This is a genomic window from Onishia niordana, from assembly GCF_004798965.1.
GTDB classification, from domain to species: domain Bacteria; phylum Pseudomonadota; class Gammaproteobacteria; order Pseudomonadales; family Halomonadaceae; genus Onishia; species Onishia niordana.
The window spans coordinates 111,765-129,313 of record NZ_SDSD01000003.1 but is presented as its reverse complement, the minus strand read 5'-3'; the positions used below and the strand labels follow the sequence as shown (position 1 = coordinate 129,313).

At 60.2% G+C, this 17,549-nt stretch carries 15 protein-coding genes and 4 tRNA genes; 13 read left to right on the top strand and 6 right to left on the bottom strand.

What is annotated here, in order from left to right:
* Positions 1-137: 137 nt before the first annotated feature.
* Positions 138-1,355 carry an MFS transporter gene (locus ETC27_RS07265; RefSeq protein WP_240724843.1) on the top strand — a complete coding sequence of 406 codons (1,218 nt, stop codon included), beginning with the start codon at positions 138-140 and terminating at the stop codon, positions 1,353-1,355.
* Positions 1,356-1,459: 104 nt separating this feature from the next.
* On the opposite strand, the gene ETC27_RS07260 is transcribed toward ETC27_RS07265, so the two are convergent.
* Positions 1,460-2,134, bottom strand: a complete 675-nt coding sequence (locus tag ETC27_RS07260) for a glutathione S-transferase family protein (RefSeq protein WP_136254343.1) — start codon at positions 2,132-2,134, stop codon at positions 1,460-1,462.
* 215 nt (positions 2,135-2,349) lie between these two features.
* Between ETC27_RS07260 and ETC27_RS07255 the strand changes: the two genes are divergently transcribed.
* From ETC27_RS07255 to ETC27_RS07240, 4 genes are read left to right on the top strand one after another with little or no spacing between them, the layout of a single operon-like run.
* Positions 2,350-2,724 (top strand): response regulator transcription factor, encoded by a 375-nt coding sequence (locus ETC27_RS07255; protein ID WP_136254342.1) that lies wholly within the window; start codon positions 2,350-2,352, stop codon positions 2,722-2,724.
* A complete protein-coding gene (locus ETC27_RS07250) occupies positions 2,721-4,811 on the top strand; it encodes a 3'-5' exonuclease (RefSeq protein ID WP_136254341.1) in 2,091 nt (696 codons plus the stop codon). Before ETC27_RS07255 ends, ETC27_RS07250 begins: the two co-directional genes overlap by 4 nt.
* Complete coding sequence (locus ETC27_RS07245) at positions 4,805-5,002, top strand: hypothetical protein (RefSeq protein ID WP_136254340.1); 198 nt, start codon at positions 4,805-4,807, stop codon at positions 5,000-5,002. The genes ETC27_RS07250 and ETC27_RS07245 overlap by 7 nt, the downstream gene beginning before the upstream one ends.
* Before the next feature lie 24 nt (positions 5,003-5,026).
* A complete protein-coding gene (locus ETC27_RS07240; protein WP_136254636.1) occupies positions 5,027-7,855 on the top strand; it encodes an ATP-binding protein in 2,829 nt (942 codons plus the stop codon).
* Positions 7,856-7,916: 61 nt separating this feature from the next.
* Here the strand turns inward: ETC27_RS07240 and ETC27_RS07235 are convergent, their stop codons facing one another.
* The 3 genes from ETC27_RS07235 to ETC27_RS07225 form a co-directional block, all read right to left on the bottom strand.
* Entirely contained in the window at positions 7,917-9,062 is a 1,146-nt protein-coding gene (locus ETC27_RS07235; RefSeq protein WP_136254339.1) for a DUF294 nucleotidyltransferase-like domain-containing protein, read from the bottom strand.
* Positions 9,063-9,231: 169 nt separating this feature from the next.
* Positions 9,232-9,525 carry an HlyU family transcriptional regulator gene (locus ETC27_RS07230; protein ID WP_136254338.1) on the bottom strand — a complete coding sequence of 98 codons (294 nt, stop codon included), beginning with the start codon at positions 9,523-9,525 and terminating at the stop codon, positions 9,232-9,234.
* A 67-nt stretch (positions 9,526-9,592) separates the two neighbouring features.
* A complete protein-coding gene (locus tag ETC27_RS07225; protein WP_340162680.1) occupies positions 9,593-10,939 on the bottom strand; it encodes an argininosuccinate synthase in 1,347 nt (448 codons plus the stop codon).
* Between the two features lie 80 nt (positions 10,940-11,019).
* Here ETC27_RS07225 and rnt point away from each other — a divergent pair, with 80 nt between their 5' ends.
* A complete protein-coding gene (rnt, locus tag ETC27_RS07220; protein ID WP_136254336.1) occupies positions 11,020-11,685 on the top strand; it encodes a ribonuclease T in 666 nt (221 codons plus the stop codon).
* Between the two features lie 182 nt (positions 11,686-11,867).
* On the opposite strand, the gene grxD is transcribed toward rnt, so the two are convergent.
* Complete coding sequence (gene grxD, locus ETC27_RS07215) at positions 11,868-12,218, bottom strand: Grx4 family monothiol glutaredoxin (protein WP_136254335.1); 351 nt, start codon at positions 12,216-12,218, stop codon at positions 11,868-11,870.
* Between the two features lie 153 nt (positions 12,219-12,371).
* Between grxD and argF the strand changes: the two genes are divergently transcribed.
* Positions 12,372-13,292, top strand: coding sequence for an ornithine carbamoyltransferase (gene argF, locus ETC27_RS07210; protein WP_136254334.1), 921 nt, complete (start codon positions 12,372-12,374; stop codon positions 13,290-13,292).
* 133 nt (positions 13,293-13,425) lie between these two features.
* On the opposite strand, the gene ETC27_RS07205 is transcribed toward argF, so the two are convergent.
* Positions 13,426-13,501: transfer RNA gene (locus ETC27_RS07205), tRNA-Ala, on the bottom strand.
* A gap of 318 nt (positions 13,502-13,819) precedes the next feature.
* On the opposite strand from ETC27_RS07205, the gene ETC27_RS07200 reads away from it, so the two are divergent.
* The 6 genes from ETC27_RS07200 (at position 13,820) to ETC27_RS07175 (ending at position 17,318) form a co-directional block, all read left to right on the top strand.
* Positions 13,820-14,467, top strand: coding sequence for a response regulator (locus tag ETC27_RS07200; protein ID WP_136254333.1), 648 nt, complete (start codon positions 13,820-13,822; stop codon positions 14,465-14,467).
* A gap of 58 nt (positions 14,468-14,525) precedes the next feature.
* Positions 14,526-16,340 carry an excinuclease ABC subunit UvrC gene (gene uvrC, locus ETC27_RS07195; RefSeq protein WP_136254332.1) on the top strand — a complete coding sequence of 605 codons (1,815 nt, stop codon included), beginning with the start codon at positions 14,526-14,528 and terminating at the stop codon, positions 16,338-16,340.
* Positions 16,341-16,402: 62 nt separating this feature from the next.
* Complete coding sequence (gene pgsA / locus ETC27_RS07190; protein WP_136254331.1) at positions 16,403-16,951, top strand: CDP-diacylglycerol--glycerol-3-phosphate 3-phosphatidyltransferase; 549 nt, start codon at positions 16,403-16,405, stop codon at positions 16,949-16,951.
* 76 nt (positions 16,952-17,027) lie between these two features.
* Positions 17,028-17,102 (top strand) — tRNA-Gly (locus ETC27_RS07185).
* A gap of 28 nt (positions 17,103-17,130) precedes the next feature.
* Positions 17,131-17,204, top strand: a tRNA-Cys gene (locus ETC27_RS07180).
* 27 nt (positions 17,205-17,231) lie between these two features.
* A tRNA-Leu gene (locus ETC27_RS07175) sits at positions 17,232-17,318 on the top strand.
* Positions 17,319-17,549: the final 231 nt, after the last annotated feature.

Below are 17,549 nucleotides of genomic sequence, written 5' to 3'. Positions count from 1 at the left end.
AACACGGCAAGGGCCGATAAATGAAAAGGGCCGCCTCATTGAGATGACTGCCTGCGCCATTCTTGGGCACCACATCCTTGATCGAAATTGGCGCATTAGCATCAAGAGATTTCAAATATTGATAAAGCCTAATCATCATGTCCAACACGCCCCATAACCGCGCATCGCTACTGGGTTTTCTGTTACTGATGATGCTGGTCGGCATTAACTTGCGCCCGGCACTGTCTTCGCTTTCGCCTGTGCTTGCCCGTATCCAGGCGGACACCGGTCTTTCGCCTACCAGCATCGGAGCCCTGACCACCCTGCCCGTCATCTGCCTGGGACTTTTTGCTCCATTAGCGCCATGGCTTGCCAAGCGTGTCGGCCCCGAGCGCGCCCTGTCTCTGGCATTGCTGATGCTTGCGATAGCGCTCGCACTGAGAGCCTTTGACGCTATCTGGCTGTTGTTTCTCGGCACCTTGCTGGCAGGTGGTGCCATCGGTATCGCCGGAAGCCTGTTACCCGCCTTGGTCAAGCGTGAGTTGCCCAAGGGCGCGGACCTGATGACGGGCGTCTATACCATGGCGCTATGCCTGGGTGGCGGGCTTGGGGCCGGTGTCAGTGTTCCACTCGCCAATGCCCTGGGCAGCTGGCGTCTGGCGCTGGGCAGCTGGGCGCTGATAGCCCTCTTGGCACTGATTGGCTGGCGATGGCGCATGCCACACCCCTGGCCGGCAGACAACGCCGTCGCCACACCCATGCCCAAGGCCCGGCTGCTGAAAAGCCCTTTGGCCTGGCAGGTCACGCTGCTGATGGGGTCGATGTCATCGCTTGCCTATATCGTCTTCGGCTGGCTACCCGTGTTGCTGCAGCGCAGGGGGCTTGGTGAAGAGGAGGCTGGCTGGTTGCTGGCCATGTCAGTGATGTTTCAACTCGTCTCGGCCCTCGCCGCCCCCTGGCTAGCCCGCCTTGGCCGCGACCAGCGTCCCGCCCTGCTACTGATGCTTCTGCTCAATGGCGCCGGCATGATGGTGCTGTTGCTGGGCCCGCTCGAGTACCGGTGGCCCGGCGTCGTGTTGCTGGGTCTGGGCCAGGGCGGCTGTTTCAGCATCGCACTGACGCTAGTGGTGCTGCGAAGCGGCAACTCGCGTCTTGCCGGTAAACTGTCCGGCATGGCTCAGGGCATTGGCTACTGCCTGGCAGCGATGGGCCCCTTGGGTATCGGCATCATGCTGGATCGCGGCGCCACCCTGCCTCAGGTCTGCCTGATGCTGGGCGCCATCCTGATGCTCGCGGTGATTTTCACCCTGTTCGCCGGGCGAAGTCGTCGCCTTGAATTCAATGAGGCCGGTCAGCTAAGGACACAGCATCACTGACGGTGTCATGTCACGCCATTCAGGATGGGGCACCCGCAACAGGAAAGGCCGCCGAGCATGCTCGGCGGCCTTTTTCATGATCCCGACAGACCAATAACGCGGCACTACTCTGCCATCGAAAACTCACCGCCCTGCTCCACTGCCCGCTGATACGCCGGGCGATTGCGCATACGCGCCAGCAAGTCAGTCAGCCGGGGGTGGTCCGCGAGCCGTCCCTGCCCTTCTAGGGCCAGCAACGGAAAACTCATCTGGATATCGGCACCGCTGAAAGCCTCACCCGCCAGCCAGGCATGTTCACCGCAGGCGTTTTCCCAGAAAGAAAGCAGGTCTTGGATCTGCGGGTCGAGAAACTTGCTCTTCACCCCACTGGCCAACAGCCGCGCGATGGGGCGAATCAAGGCCGGCACCGGCGGCTTGTCGAGGCGCGAAAACACCAGAGACATCACCAACGGGGGCATCGCCGAGCCCTCGGCATGGTGCAACCAGAAGCGGTAGCGCCGACGCTCTTCGGTACCGGCAGCAGGCAGCAACTGGCCGTCGTCGAATCGCTCGAGCAGGTACTCGATGATCGCGCCGGATTCGGCTACCACGTCGTCACTTTCGGTATCGACGATCACCGGCGACTTGCCCAGCGGATGAACCTGCTTTAGCGATGCCGGCGCCAGCATGGTCTTGGGATCGCGCCGATAGGTAATCACCTTGTAGTCGACGGAAAGCTCCTCGAGCAGCCAGATCACTCGCTGGGAGCGAGAGTTCTCCAGATGGTGCACTTCGATCATCGTTGTCTCCTGACAGGCAAATAGGCGTCATTGCAGATAGGCGCGATTTCGAACCTGGCGCGTCAAACAAGCGTTCCAGCAGCCTATCAGCTCCTGCCAAGGTCGTCTTTCAGTCTCTTGTTCGCCAACTAGACTCATGAAAGGCGCGGCGCTTTGAACGACGCCCCTCGAGCACAGCGTTTCGAGCACAACGTTGATCACAGGGAGGCTTTTCAATGGCCAAGGTGCTAGTAGTGGATGACGAGCCGAACATTCTCCTGTCGCTGGAGTTTCTGATGCAGCAGGCCGGATTCGAGGTGATCACTGTCGAGGATGGCGAGAGCGCCCTTTCCCATATCGCCGAGATACCGCCGGATCTCGTGCTGCTCGACATCAGCCTGCCCGGCATCAGCGGCTTCGATGTCCTTGAGCGGCTGCGTGCCGACACGGCCACATCACGCCTGCCGATTATCATGCTCACCGCTCACGGTCGGGAGGTGGAGCGTGAGAAGGGACTGGCTCTCGGTGCCGATGACTACATTACCAAGCCCTTTTCGACCCAAGCGCTGGTCGATAAGGTCAAGGTCCTGCTCGATGAGGCCACACCATGACGGCCAAGGCGGGGCCACCCAGGCGCCAGCGCCTGATCGGCGCATGGTTGCTGATCAGTGGCCTGAGCCTGTTCGGTGGCGCTTTTCTGGCGCTGTGGCTTCAGAGCCGACTGGACCCATTAGGCATTGAGCGCATTGCTCTTTGGGGGGGATGCCTGGCGGCGGCCAGCCTGGTGTCTGTGCTGGGCCTGATCCTTGAGCGTCAGCTTTTTGCCCCCCTTCGCCACCTTCAGGTGCAGGTGGCACGAATGGTGGCCAACCCCGATGCCCGCGATGACTATCGCCCCGAAGGCTGGCTAAGCGGCCTGGGACCGGATCTCCTTAGGCTTCGCGAACATTGGCGTCAGGACCGCTCGCAGCTCGCCGATGCCCATGCCGAAGGTGCGCGCGGCGCAGCCCGCATTCGTCAGGAACTCGAGGCGTTATTGCAGGTGCTTGAGACCCCTCTGCTGCTCTGCGATCGTCATCGCCGCCTTCTGCTGTTCAATCATGCCGCCGAGGCGCTGTTTGCCGATCACCCGGGCCTTGGGCTTGGTAAGCGACTGGATGGCCTGTTCGACCTTGCCAGCCTGTCGGAGGCCATCGACCGTCTACCCGCCGACGGCGCACCTCGAGAACTGCTGATCCCGCTGGATGACCGCTGGCTTCATGGCAACCTGCGGCGTGTACCCAACAGTGATCACGAGACCCTGATCACCCTGACCGACAGCACCGCTGCCTGGCACTGCGAGATGGATAACCGAGCACGCCTCACAGAGTGCCTGACGACCGTGCGCCGCCATGGCGCGAGCCTGTCCAGTGCCGCCGAGGCCCTGAGCCAGCTAAAACCGACATACGAGGCATCAAGCGCCACCGTGGAACTAGGTCCAGCCCTCAGCAAGCGTCTCGAGGGTATCATCGCCGAAGAAAGCCAGGCGCTCGGTAAGGAAATCGACTGTCTCGGCGAGGCGCTCGAGGCGCTCCAACGCCAGGGCGAACGACTGGCGCCTCTCTGGTCGAACGATCTGTGGCAGGCGCTCAATGACCACCTGAACAGCACGTCGCTGGTGTTGACGCCTATCGGTATGCCGGCCTGGTTCAAGGCCGATGCCCCCGCCCTGCTGGTGATGCTTGAAGTGCTGGCAACGCGTCTTGCCGACCTGACCGAAGCGCACCAGCTGGACACCGAGGTGTGCCTGGGCAACAAGCGTGTCTACCTGGACCTGATCTGGTTGGGCAAGCCTCTGAGCCAGCAACAGCTTTCACGTTGGAAAGCCCTGCGCCTCCAGGCCCTACCGCTGTCACCCAGCATCGAGAACCTGCTCCATCAGCATGCCAGCGACATCTGGAGCCTTCAGGACAAGGATGGCCGCCATGCCAGGTTGCGCCTGCCTCTGCCGGCCGTCGACCGGGTCGGTGCGCCACTTACCCGCTTGCCCCCACGTCCAGAGTTCCATGACTTCGGCATTGCCGACCTGCCGCCTCCCGGTGCCGAGGTGGCCGCCTGCCCGCTGGCTACGCTCGAAATCGTCGCCTTCGATACCGAAACCACTGGGCTTGCCCTGCGACAGGGCGATAAGGTCATCAGCATCGGGGCATGTCGGATCGTCAACGGCCGCCTGCTGGCTGATGATACCTTCGACGTACGCGTCGATCCGGGCCGACCGATTCCGCCGTCAAGCACTGCCATTCACGGTCTGACCGATGCTGACGTGCGGGGCACGCCCCCCCTGAGCCAGGCATTGCCACGCTTTCGCGACTACCTGGGTGATGCGGTGATACTGGCCCACAATGCCGCCTTCGACCTGCTGGCATTGCAGCCCCCGGGGGCCGCAGTCACACTCGACATGCCGGTCCTCGATACCCTGCTGCTCTCGCGGGCCCTGGACCCTTCTATCGATGGCCATGATCTCGACAGTCTGGCCAGCCGCTACGCCTTGAGTTTCGCCGAAGGCACTCGTCATACCGCGCTTGGTGATGCCAGGGTCACCGCCGAATTGTGGCTTGCCATGAGGACACGCTTGGCAGCACGCGGTATTCATACGCTCACCGATGCCCTGGCGTTGCAGTCAAGCGCCCTTGACCGGGAGGACGCCAGCGCATGTTGAAGTCGCGTCGCGTCCAACGCCTGTTGGCGCTTGTCATACTGGCCGCCTTGTTATTCACGCCCCCCCTGATCCTGCTCGCCGATCAGTCAGTCGACGGCAGTTTTTCCTGGCTCGCTGCCTACCTGTTCGTGTCCTGGGCGTTCGTCATCGGGCTGGCCGCCTGGCTTCTGGAGAGAAGACCAGAAGAATGAGCGTCATACATGGAGGCCTTCGATATGGGCGCTGAAGTGGGCGTATTCGTGGCGGCGTTCGGTTACCTGGCGCTGCTGTTCGTGATCGCTGCCTGGGGCGACCGCCGCGCCGAGCAGGGCCGCTCGGTAATCGCTTCGCCTCTCGTCTATACCCTGTCGATCGCTGTCTATTGTACCGCCTGGACCTTCTACGGCAGTGTCGGTCGCGCCGCCGAGGCCGGTCCCAGCTTCCTGCTGATCTATCTGGGACCGACGCTTGCCATGCTGTCCGGCCCACTGGTCATTCGCAAGATGATCCGCATTGCCCGGGCCCAGCGCATCACCTCGATCGCCGACTTCATCAGCGCGCGCTACGGAAAGAGCAGTCGGCTGGGTGCGCTGGTGGCACTGATCGCTCTGATCGGCATCACCCCCTACATTGCGCTTCAGCTCAAGGCAATCACCCTGAGCCATGCAGTGCTGATGGACTATCCCGTCGCCCCTGGCGGACCGGCATCGACGGCAGGCTTCCTGAGTGACAAGTCTTTCTGGGTCGCCTTGGTGCTAGCCGTTTTCATCATGCTCTTCGGGACTCGGCATCTGGATGCCAGCGAACGTCATGAAGGCATGGTGGCGGCGATCGCCGTGGAGTCACTGGTCAAGTTGATCGCCTTCCTGACGGTGGGGCTTTTCACCGTTTTCGTTCTCTTCGAGGGGCCGGTCGACCTATTCACCCGAGCCGCCTCACATCCACCGTTGCAGAATGCACTGAGCCTCTCAGCGGTACCGGGAGGGGCGCTCGGTTGGGTCAGCACCCTGTTGCTCGCCTTTCTGGCCTTCTTCACCCTGCCTCGCCAGTTTCAGGTTCTGGTGGTCGAAAACGTCGACGAGCGCCACCTGACAAGAGCCAGTTGGCTGTTCCCCCTCTACCTCTTGGTCATCAACGTGATGGTGATTCCGATTGCCCTGGCCGGCCTACTTTTGATGGGAAGCGACGGCGACCCGGACAGCTTCGTCTTGACCCTGCCGCTGTCCGCCGGCCGCGAGGGCCTATCGCTATTTGTCTTCATCGGCGGGCTGTCGGCCGCCACCGGCATGGTCATCGTCGAGACCATTGCACTCTCAACCATGGTCAGCAATCAGCTTGTCATGCCGCTGTTGCTGCGGACAACGAAGCGTTACCAGGGCCTGCACAGCGACCTCTCTGTCTGGTTGCTTGGCATCCGCCGTGGCGCTATCGCCCTGATTCTGATGATGGGCTATCTCTACCATGCCCTGATTGGCGACTCCTACAGCCTGGTGACCATCGGGCTGGTCTCCTTCGCGGCCGTCAGCCAGTTTGCTCCCGCCCTGCTGCTTGGACTCTACTGGCGAGGCGCCTGCGGCCTTGGCGCCGGGCTCGGCATGCTTGCCGGCATGGCGGTCTGGAGCTACACCCTGCTGCTGCCCGGCTTCGCCCAGTCGGGCTGGTTGCCCCTCAGTTTTCTCGAAGAAGGCCTCTTCGGACTGGCCTGGCTTCGCCCCTATGCGCTATTTGGTCTCGACGGCCTGGACATCTACAGCCACTCGCTGCTGTGGAGTCTCATGGCCAACATTGGCGTGCTGGTTGGCCTCTCGTTGTTCACCCGTCAAAACCATCTTGAGCAGACGCAGGCGGCGCTCTTCGCTGATGCGCGGACGGAAGGCGTAGATACCCCTCCTCTATGGCAAGGCCAAACCACTCGCGGCGCACTGCATGACTTGCTCAGACGCTATCTGGGCACGGCCTCTACCGCGCGGGTGCTGGCCACAGTGGATGCCCCCCATGATCGCGGCCGCATTGAGATAAGCACCGCCGCTGGTATCGGCTCGCCAGAGAACGGCATGGAGGAATCGGCCTCGCCGCAACTTATCGCTCGGGCCGAACAAGCTCTGGCAGGCGCACTTGGCAGCGCTTCAGCCAGGCTCTTGATCACATCGGTAGTGCGCGGCGAGGCGCTGGATATGGAGGCCGTGTTAAGCATCCTCGACACCACGTCTCAGACACTCGAGTACAATCGCCGCCTGGAGCAAAAATCCCGAGAACTCGCGCGCATCGGTGAGGAGCTGCGCGGCGCCAATGAACGTCTTCGTGAACTCGACCGGCTCAAGGACGAGTTCGTTGCCATGGTCAGCCACGAACTGCGCACCCCATTGACATCGATCCGAGCCTTCGCCGAAATTTTGCGCGATAGCCGGGACATGCCTGAAGCCAAGCGCACTCAATTCCTCGAGGTCGTAGTACTCGAAAGCCAGCGCCTGTCGCGACTCATCGAGGAGATGCTGGACCTGGCACGACTAGAATCCGGACGCCTGACGCTGCAGCCACATCCTCTGGAAATGGTCGCCCTGACCCGCCAGGGCCTGGCTGCCGTGCAGCATCCGATCGAGGAGCGTGGCGTTAAGCTTAAGGTGACCATCGATCTCGATGAGGCGTGGGTGATAGGTGATTCAGACCGTCTCGAGCAGGTGATCATCAATCTGATCGACAATGCCGCAAAGTTTGCCGCCGACACGTCGCCCGTCGTGTTATTGAGACTGGCGCGCCATCAGGGGCACGTTCGGCTGAGCATCGAAGACAATGGTCGCGGTATTGCTCCGGCGGATCGCGAACGCGTCTTCGAGAAGTTTCACCAACTTGAGCAACACAGTACCGCCAGTGGGCAAAGCCGTGGACGCCCGAGAGGGAGCGGCCTTGGACTGCCGATTAGCCGCGGCATCGTGGTGCAATCAGGCGGACGGCTGTGGGTCGAGGACGCCACCACCCTGAGTGGTGCCAGCCTGATCATGGAACTGCCCGAGGCACCTCAGGATAAGACCATGCTGGCCACCGAGACACCTCTACCCCCCGACTAGCTAGAAAGTTGAGAACCAACAGGCGTGGAAACAACAGCGAGATATGGCCTAGTAACATGGTCTAGTGCAACGAGCCACCAGTCCCGGCCCTGGCTTGCCCCATCAGGCGACGAATAGCCTTCAGATCGAGACGTAACAACGTCCGCTCGGTCTCATCGAGCTCGCCAAGCACAATCCAGTTGTCAGCAAGGCCGCCCGCGCCGAGGCGGCGATGCTGGGTCGTTAGCAACAATGACTGCAATCGACTCATGGCCGCATGCAAGGTCAGCGCCTCTTCGCACTGAAGCACCCCAGCACTGACCAGTTCGGTAAGGCGCAGGCGCGTGTCGACACTGCGACAACCATGCAACACGCTCAGCAGCCGAACAGCACTCACAAGCGGCATCAGCCCCTGGCGCTTGAGATTCAGGGCACCATGCTGGGGGGCTTCCTTGTCATCACCATGCAACCGTCCGAGCCGATCCAGGGCCACCGGCGTCTCAGCAAGCAGACTCGCCATTTCGTCGAGAAAACCGCCAGCTTGCTTCAACCGGCTCAAGGCACGGTCTCGCAGCGCAATGGCCAGGGCCTCATCGCCGTACACCGGTGCGAAGTCCAGCAAGATATTGGTCTGCTGGACCCGCTTGACCCGGCGCTCAGCACTCCAGATCGCCAGTTGAGCGTCCCACTCACAGAGGCGCTTGCGCCACATTGGAAAGCGCGCCATGACGTGGCCCTGGCAAAGGGGCAGACCGGCACTGGCCAGGTGGTCGGTAAAGCGCTCGCCAAGGGCCTGGAAATAGCCGTCAACCTGGGTATGCAGGGCATCCGGGTAATCGGCAATGATCATGGCATTGTCCTGATCCGGGGCTAATAGGCTCTCATGGCGGGCCACGGAACCAAGCACCAGCACGCAGAACGGTCGGGGCGGCGGGCCCCAACCAGACGCCTGCATCTCGTCGAGCGACATGGCGATGGCTTGCCGATAGAGCCCCTGATCGTGATCGCTGATCATCTGACTGATGCGCCAGGCCGGCAGATCCAGGCGCTTAAGCGCATCTACCAGTTCACACTGCCAGGCTCTGGCCGCCGCTAGGCTAGGTGTAGGACCCAACCGACTCAAGGCATCAGCCAGCGGTGCCAATAAGGGCGACAAACTGGCAGGATCCGGGAGAGCATCGCCGGTAAAAAGCGTACGCCATGGCGAGTGTCGATATAGGAGACGCATAGGGGCTCCGCTGCAGCGGCTCTGCTTATCAAGTGTAGGTCAGGTTTGCCCTCTCTCTTGGTGCAATGACGTGGATGGCAACGCCCCGTGGCTCCTCCAGAAACGACGATGCCGCTGCCAATAGGCAGCGGCATCGTAGCGATCACCGTTAAACGGTTGCAGTGGGGCGTCAGCGCGACGTAAACATGTCGTCACCGACATCATCGATAAACCGCTCAGCCTTGCGCACCATCAGCTCATCGCAGGCTTCGCGACCCGATACCACGTCAGAGCGCTCGAAGCGGTGCTCAAGGGTCTCGCCACCGGTCACCGGCTTGCGAATATAACCGCTCACTCGATATTGACCACCGGTGTCGCGGGGATCTGAGACGATCAGATAGCCCCGATACTCGACTGGCTCGGCCTCACGAGATTTGGCGGCTTCTCCTGCGCCAAATAGCCCGGGGAAGAGTTTCTTAAGCATGCTGTCTCCTTTTCACTGCACCGCGCTCCACAGAATCAGGGCCGGTCAAGCGCCCTGACGGTGAATCTCAGCTCTGGTCGCGGCCCTTGCCGGCAGCGATGCGAAGACGCAGGGCATTGAGCTTGATGAAGCCTTCTGCATCTTTTTGATCGTAGGCACCGGCGTCATCCTCGAAGGTCGCGATGGACTCATCGAACAGTGACTGGTCGGACTTGCGACCGACGACGGTAGCGCTGCCCTTGTAGAGCTTGATGCGCACCACGCCGGAAACGTCCTTCTGGGTCTCATCGATGGCGGCCTGCAGCATCTTGCGCTCCGGGCTCCACCAGTAGCCGTTGTAGATGACCTCGGCGTACTTGGGCATCAGCTCGTCCTTGAGGTGGGCCGCTTCGCGGTCCAGGGTCAGGGACTCGATGGCGCGATGCGCGCGCAGCATGATGGTGCCGCCCGGTGTTTCATAGCAGCCACGAGACTTCATGCCCACGTAGCGGTTCTCGACGATGTCGAGACGGCCGATACCGTTGTCGCCGCCCAGCTGGTTGAGCTTGGACAGGACCTCGTGGGGCTTCAGAGTCTCGCCATCGATGGCGACGATATCGCCCTGCTCATAGGTCAACTCAATGTAGGTAGGAGTATCCGGCGCGGCCTCTGGGGAAACGCTCCAGCGCCACATGTCTTCTTCTGCTTCTTCCCACGGATCCTCGAGGTTGCCGCCTTCGTAGGAGATATGCAGCAGGTTGGCGTCCATGGAGTACGGCGACTTCTTCTTGCTGGTAGAGAAATCGACCGGAATCTGGTGCTGCTCGCAATACGCCATCAGCTTCTCGCGAGAGTTGAGGTCCCACTCGCGCCACGGCGCGATAACCTTGACGCCCGGCTTCAGCGCGTAGGCGCCGAGCTCGAAGCGCACCTGGTCATTGCCCTTGCCGGTCGCACCATGGGAAATAGCGTCGGCACCGGTCCGGTTGGCAATATCGATCAGGCGCTTGGCGATCAGCGGGCGAGCAATCGAGGTACCCAGCAGGTACTCACCTTCGTAGATGGTGTTGGCACGAAACATCGGATAGACGTAATCGCGCACGTACTCTTCGCGCAGGTCCTCGATATAGATTTCCTTGACGCCAAGCGCCTCTGCCTTGGCGCGCGCCGGCTCGACTTCCTCGCCCTGGCCGATGTCGGCCGTGAAGGTCACCACCTCACAGTCGTAGGTCTCCTGCAACCATTTGACGATAACGGACGTGTCCAGGCCGCCGGAATAGGCGAGAACGACCTTTTTGACATCGGACATTCTGGGCTCCTTCGCTTGTTGTGTGCTGAGGCACGACACCGGGGCGTCGTGACCATTAACATCGTGAGGTAGGCACCAAGTATAGCGCTGATGAGCGTCCGAGAATACCGCCCGGGCGGGGCGCATGGCCGACAAAGATGGTAGACTCTCGCGCATTCGTCAGCCGATGCCGACGCAGATTTTCATTTTTGGTAAGGGAGAGGTGCATGAGCGAGGCGAGCGCCCAAGGTCTGATGGCTCAGCGATTTCGCAGCTTTCTGCCGGTAGTGGTGGACCTGGAAACAGGAGGCTTCGATGCCAAGGGTGATGCGATCCTCGAGATCGCTGCCGTAACGCTGAGCATGGACCCGGACGGCAATCTGATTCCGGACGCAACCTATGCCTTCCACGTCACTCCCTTCGAAGGCGCCAACGTCGAACAGTCGGCGCTTGATTTCACTGGTATCAATCTCAATGATTCGCTTCGCAAGCGGGTTGCGCTGAGCGAGTCGGAGGCCATGAACGAGATATTCCGGCCCGTGCGCAAGGCCATCAAAGCGCATAATTGCACCCGCGCAATACTCGTGGGTCACAATGCAGCCTTCGATCACGGCTTCGTCAATGCGGCCGTCAGCCGTTGCAATATCAAGCGCAATCCCTTTCATCCGTTCTCGAGTTTCGACACCGCAAGCCTGTCGGGCCTGGTCTACGGGCAGACCGTCTTGGCTCGCGCCTGCCGCGCCGCCGGCATTGAGTTCGACAACACCGAGGCCCATTCGGCGCGCTACGATACCGAGCGCACCGCTGAATTGTTCTGCTCGATCGTCAACCGATTCAAGGATCTCGGCGGCTGGAACCTGGCCCAGCGTGAACAGGGTATGGACGAGCTCTAGCTCTGCAGTCGTCCATGATATGGCTGGCGCATAGGCCATCGGCTGGACCAGCTCTATAGGAATAGTCGCAGAAAAGGTGTCACGCATTGAAAAGCCCCGCCAGCTAAGCTGACGGGGCTTTCCTTGTACCGACTTACGTTGTGCCGAGACGCTAGTGCCGCGAACGACTCAAGTAAGGGCCCTTACTGGCTACCACCTTCTTCATTGGCCTTGGCACGCTCACCAGCGGCCTTGACGAGTGTCTCGAGCTCGCCGTTCTGGTGCATTTCCACCACGATGTCGCAGCCACCGACCAGCTCGCCTTCGACCCACAGTTGCGGGAAGGTCGGCCAGCTGGCGACCTTGGGAAGCTCGGCACGGATATCCGGGTTGTCGAGCACGTTGACGAAGGCAAAGCGCTCACCGCAGGACATCAGGGCCTGAACGGTCTGTGCAGAGAAACCACACTGCGGCAGCTGGGGGGTTCCCTTCATGTAAATCAGGATCGGGTTTTCGCTGATCTGCTGCTGGATGTTCTCGACTGTCGTGCTCATGAAGAATTCCTTCTGGATCTATGCTAGGTGTCGTCATCATTCTACTGATGGTGGCTGGACGAATATAGTCCTGACAACGACTCACCCACCCTTGCGCGTTGCGTGATGCAAAGCGGCTGGCTAGGATGGCTGTTTTGCGCGCGGAGTAACCTCATGGCGACACGCCATTTCCTGACCCTGCTAGACCTCTCTCCCGAGGAGCTGACGCATCTGGTGCGTCGCGCCATTTCCATCAAGAATGGCCTCAAGACGCACGGCCCCACCTACACGCCGTTCGCCAACCGCACCTTGGCGATGATCTTCGAGAAATCCTCGACCCGCACCCGAGTGTCTTTCGAGACGGCCATGGCGCAGTTCGGCGGTCACGCCCTCTTCCTGTCGCCGCGCGACACCCAGCTCGGCCGCGGCGAGCCGATCGGCGACACCGCTCGCGTGCTTTCGGAGATGGTCGATGCGGTAATGATCCGCACGTTTGCCCATTCGGGCCTCGAAGAATTTGCCGCGGCAAGCAGCGTGCCGGTCATCAATGCCTTGAGTGATGACTACCACCCCTGCCAGCTGCTGGCCGATGTCATGACCTGGAGCGAGCTGCGCGGCAATATCAGCGGCAAGACAGCCGTGTGGATCGGTGACGGCAACAACATGTGCCACTCCTGGATCAATGCTGCACGGCAGTTCGACTTCAACCTGCGGGTGGTCTGCCCCGAGGGCTACGAGCCGCGCCAGGACATCCTCAATGCCGCCGGCGATCGAGTGACCATCCACCGCGAGCCGATGGCCGCGGTGAAAGACGCCGACCTGGTGACCACCGACGTCTGGGCTTCCATGGGCCAGGAAGAGGAACAAGCGAAGCGCGAGGCCGATTTTGCCGGTTTCCAGGTCACCGAAGCGATGCTCGACCTGGCCGCCCAGGACGTACTTTTCCTGCACTGCTTGCCGGCACATCGTGGCGAAGAGATCAGCACCACCCTGCTTGATGATTCGCGCGCAGTAGTCTGGCAAGAAGCCGGCAATCGCCTGCATGCCCAAAAGGCGCTGTTGGAATTTATGCTACTGGGTCGCGTCGAGAACTGAGACTAGTGAAGGCCGGTGGCAGCCTTACGGTGTTGCCGGCCACCCTTGCCAACCACGCCATCGACATGAATACGTAAAAATAGAGACAAAAAAACGCCGAGAACAGGGTTCTCGGCGTTTTTAGCAATTCTTATGGTGGAGCCTAGCGGGATCGAACCGCTGACCTCAACACTGCCAGTGTTGCGCTCTCCCAGCTGAGCTAAGGCCCCAATTTGCTGTACTATGATGTTGCCCACAATCAACAAGCGCTGGCTTGCAAACTGGCATCATCAGCAAGATCTTCAGCGGATTCCCCTGAAGACGAGACGTATATTATACAAGGGGTTAGGTATCGTCAACTGTTTTTCGCCCCAGCATTAGCAATGACCACATAAAAAGACGGCCAACCTAAAACCGGTTGATAGCACATGTTGATCGCGCTCATCGCCGAATTGAGTAAATTAATGTAATCTAATGATCTTATTCTGGCACCGCGCATTTTCCACCGATTGTGACCACCTTTCGCCCACGGACACCTGGGAGGCATTTTGATCAAGGTTCTCATCGCCGATGACCATCATTTGGTTAGAACCAGCATTGCCCACCTGCTCGACGCAGAAGATGGCATCACAGTAGTGGGTGAGGCCGCCGATGGCGAAGATGCGGTTGCCAAAGCGCGTCAGCTACACCCCGATGTCGTGCTGATGGATATCCGCATGCCAGGTATCGGAGGTCTTGAGGCGACACGTAAGATTGCCAAGTCCATGGAGGACTGTCGCGTCCTCGTGCTGACGGCCTTCCTCGAGGAAACCTTCGCCCAACGTCTACTGGATGTGGGTGCCTGTGGCTTTATCGGTAAGGGCGCCGAAACACCAGAGATGATCCAGGCCATCCGCACGGTGTTCGCCGGTAAGCGCTACGTCAGCCCCGCCATCGCCCAGCGCTTGGTGCTTTCCAAGCTCGACGCCCCGGTCAACCCTTTCGACGACCTGTCACAACGCGAACTCCAAGTCGCGGTGATGATCGTCAACTGCCAGAAAGTCAGCGACATTTCGGATAGCCTCTTCCTGAGCCCGAAGACCGTCAACACCTACCGCTATCGTATTTTCGAGAAACTCGGTGTGAACTCGGACGTCGAACTGACTCACCTAGGGTTACGTCACGGGCTAGTCGACGGTTACCAGAACGACGCATAAACCGCCACCTTTACGGGTTCTGGTATGCTGATGTTTCACTCGTGAAGCACAATAACCCATGACTTTCGACGCCAAGCACTTTCTGAAAAACATCAGCCAATCGCCCGGCGTCTACCGCATGTTCGATGACAAGGGCGACACGCTGTACATCGGCAAGGCCAAAAGGTTGAACGCTCGCCTGGCCAGTTATTTCCGTGGCGCCCTGAACACCAAGACCCAGGCACTCGTGGCCCGGATCGCCGATATTCAGGTAACCGTCACCCACAGCGAGACAGAGGCACTGCTACTCGAGCAGACGCTGATCAAGGAACTGCGTCCGCCTTACAACATCTTGCTGCGCGACGATAAATCTTACCCTTTCGTGTTCGTCAGCGACCGTCACCCCTACCCCGCTTTGGAATACAAACGGGCCCGCAATCGACGTGATGATGGGCGCTATCTGGGTCCCTATCCGAGCAGTGTCGCAGTGCGTGAAACGCTATCGCTGATGCAGAAGATTTTCCGCATTCGCAACTGTGAGGACAGCGTTTTCGCCAACCGTACACGCCCTTGCCTGCAATATCAGATCCAACGCTGTAGCGCCCCCTGTGTAGGGTATATCAGCGAGGACGGCTACCGGCGTGACCTTGAACATGCGGTGATGTGCCTGCAGGGCAAGAGCGAAGAAGTCACCGAGCAGTTGAACCTGAAAATGGAAGCTGCCAGCCAATCCCTTGAGTTTGAGGAAGCGGCCCGGCTTCGCGATCAGATCCAGCAGCTGCGCCGCTTGCAACATCAGCAGTATGTCGACACTGATGGCGGAGACGCCGACGTCTTCGCGCTTGCCCAGCGCCCAGGCGCACTGTGCGTTTCGGTCCTGACTGTTCGCGAAGGCCGCATGCTTGGCGCACGCCACCACACACCGGACAACGGTCTCGACTTAGGGCCCGAAGCGCTTCTTACCGAGTTCATCAGCCAATACTACCTGGGGCAAGTTCATGAGCCCGTCGCCGAGATCATCACCTCACACCCGTTGGCGGACGCCGAACTACTGCAGGGCGTGCTTGCCGAGCAGGCCGGACGTCAAATCCGGCTGACTCACCGCGTGCGTGGTCATCGCGCTCAGTGGCAGCAGCTGGCTCAGACCAACGCCGAGCAGCACCTGGCCAGCCAGCTGGCCAATCAAACCCAGCTGGCCAAACGCTTTGAAGCGTTACGCGATGCACTGCGCCTGGACGAAGTCCCCAAGCGCCTGGAGTGCTTTGACATCAGCCACAGCCATGGCGAGGCCACCGTGGCTTCCTGTGTCGTATTCGATCATGACGGCCCGGTGAAATCGGATTATCGGCGCTTCAATATCGAAGGCGTTGCCGCGGGTGACGACTACGCCGCCATGCAGCAGGCACTCACCCGACGTTTCAAGCGCCTCGCCGAAGGCGAAGGAAAACGGCCGGATCTTCTGTTTGTCGATGGCGGCAAAGGGCAGCTCAACATGGCCCGCGACGTCTTCAACGAGCTCGGTGTAACGGGCGTGGGACTGATCGGTGTGGCAAAGGGCACCACCCGCAAGCCCGGTCTAGAGACACTCTTCGTCGAGACGATTGACCAGAGTTTAAGCCTTGAAGGCAGTTCGCCCGCCCTACATCTGGTCCAACATATCCGTGATGAATCCCACCGATTCGCCATCGCAGGTCACCGGGCACGACGAGACAAGGTCAGGCGGACCTCGACACTTCAGGACATTCCCGGCGTTGGCCCCAAGCGCCGACGGGAACTCTTGCGCTTCTTTGGTGGACTGCAGGGAGTTCGCCAGGCTAGCCGTGAAGAACTCGCCCGGGTGCCAGGCATCAGCGACAACATGGCGAAGACGATTCATCAAGCGCTGCATGGATGATCGTCCGGCGGACATATAGAATGGTCGCCCTCAGACATCAGGCAAGGACAAGCGGCGCTCCGATGAACATCCCCAACATTCTCACACTGGCCAGAATCGCTTTCATCCCGCTGTTGGTGGTCATCTTCTACCTGCCCTATGGCTGGAGCATGTTGGTGTCGGCGGCACTGTTCGGGCTTGCCGCCATTACCGACTGGCTTGACGGATACCTGGCCAGGCGCTGGAATCAGAGCACCCCCTTCGGTGCTTTCCTGGACCCGGTAGCGGACAAGTTAATGGTCGCCGTCGCCCTTGCCTTGCTGATTGAGCGCTACGATGCGGCGTGGCTTACCCTACCCGCGCTGATCATCATCGGACGGGAAATTGTCATTTCCGCACTGCGTGAATGGATGGCTGAAATGGGTAAACGAGGCACCGTGGCCGTGTCATCCATCGGCAAGATAAAGACCACATTGCAGATGGTTGCCTTGCTACTGCTGCTTGGCTTCCCCCAGAGCAGCCTGATCGCACAAGCGGGTATCGTCACCTTGTATCTGGCAGCCGCGCTAACACTCTGGTCGATGCTGCAATACCTGCGAGCCGCATGGCCACACCTCTCTGACTCAATGTGATCTTAGAATTTGATGATGGCAGCACATAAGCAGTTGACACTTACGCATTTATACGTATAATTCGTCCTCGAGTCAGGCGGGAATAGCTCAGTGGTAGAGCATCGCCTTGCCAAGGCGAGGGTCGCGAGTTCGAATCTCGTTTCCCGCTCCATCATCGTGATGGTCGACTGACTCAGTGAGGCTGGATGGCAGAGTGGTGATGCAGCGGACTGCAACTCCGTTAACGCCGGTTCGATTCCGACTCCAGCCTCCACTCCTATTTGCTCCGCTCGAACCTCCCGCCCGGATGGCGAAATTGGTAGACGCAAGAGACTTAAAATCTCTCGGTGGTAACACCGTGCCGGTTCGAGCCCGGCTCCGGGCACCAAGTAAACCAATCAGTTACATAAACTGACCGCTTGTTGCCTCAATGCATGATCGCCTTTTGATCGTGGATCCTCAGCAACCTCCCTGCCGCTTGCCCCCGTGACTCTAATCAGCACTGACCAAGCCCTTAATATTGGTCACCGACCTCAGAACGATTGCCCTAGTCACTTGACCGCTTGCACAGATGCCGCCCAATCAATAGCGCCTGCCATGCCACCAGGCCCCATGATAC

What these genes read in the sequence shown, in the direction of transcription:
- ETC27_RS07265 (WP_240724843.1), top strand. Translation starts at nt 138, where the DNA reads ATGTCCAACACGCCCCATAACCGCGCATCGCTACTGGGTTTTCTGTTA.
- ETC27_RS07260 (WP_136254343.1), bottom strand. Translation starts at nt 2,134, where the DNA reads ATGATCGAAGTGCACCATCTGGAGAACTCTCGCTCCCAGCGAGTGATC.
- ETC27_RS07255 (WP_136254342.1), top strand. Translation starts at nt 2,350, where the DNA reads ATGGCCAAGGTGCTAGTAGTGGATGACGAGCCGAACATTCTCCTGTCG.
- ETC27_RS07250 (WP_136254341.1), top strand. Translation starts at nt 2,721, where the DNA reads ATGACGGCCAAGGCGGGGCCACCCAGGCGCCAGCGCCTGATCGGCGCA.
- ETC27_RS07245 (WP_136254340.1), top strand. Translation starts at nt 4,805, where the DNA reads ATGTTGAAGTCGCGTCGCGTCCAACGCCTGTTGGCGCTTGTCATACTG.
- ETC27_RS07240 (WP_136254636.1), top strand. Translation starts at nt 5,027, where the DNA reads ATGGGCGCTGAAGTGGGCGTATTCGTGGCGGCGTTCGGTTACCTGGCG.
- ETC27_RS07235 (WP_136254339.1), bottom strand. Translation starts at nt 9,062, where the DNA reads ATGCGTCTCCTATATCGACACTCGCCATGGCGTACGCTTTTTACCGGC.
- ETC27_RS07230 (WP_136254338.1), bottom strand. Translation starts at nt 9,525, where the DNA reads ATGCTTAAGAAACTCTTCCCCGGGCTATTTGGCGCAGGAGAAGCCGCC.
- ETC27_RS07225 (WP_340162680.1), bottom strand. Translation starts at nt 10,939, where the DNA reads ATGCGCCCCGCCCGGGCGGTATTCTCGGACGCTCATCAGCGCTATACT.
- rnt (WP_136254336.1), top strand. Translation starts at nt 11,020, where the DNA reads ATGAGCGAGGCGAGCGCCCAAGGTCTGATGGCTCAGCGATTTCGCAGC.
- grxD (WP_136254335.1), bottom strand. Translation starts at nt 12,218, where the DNA reads ATGAGCACGACAGTCGAGAACATCCAGCAGCAGATCAGCGAAAACCCG.
- argF (WP_136254334.1), top strand. Translation starts at nt 12,372, where the DNA reads ATGGCGACACGCCATTTCCTGACCCTGCTAGACCTCTCTCCCGAGGAG.
- uvrC (WP_136254332.1), top strand. Translation starts at nt 14,526, where the DNA reads ATGACTTTCGACGCCAAGCACTTTCTGAAAAACATCAGCCAATCGCCC.
- pgsA (WP_136254331.1), top strand. Translation starts at nt 16,403, where the DNA reads ATGAACATCCCCAACATTCTCACACTGGCCAGAATCGCTTTCATCCCG.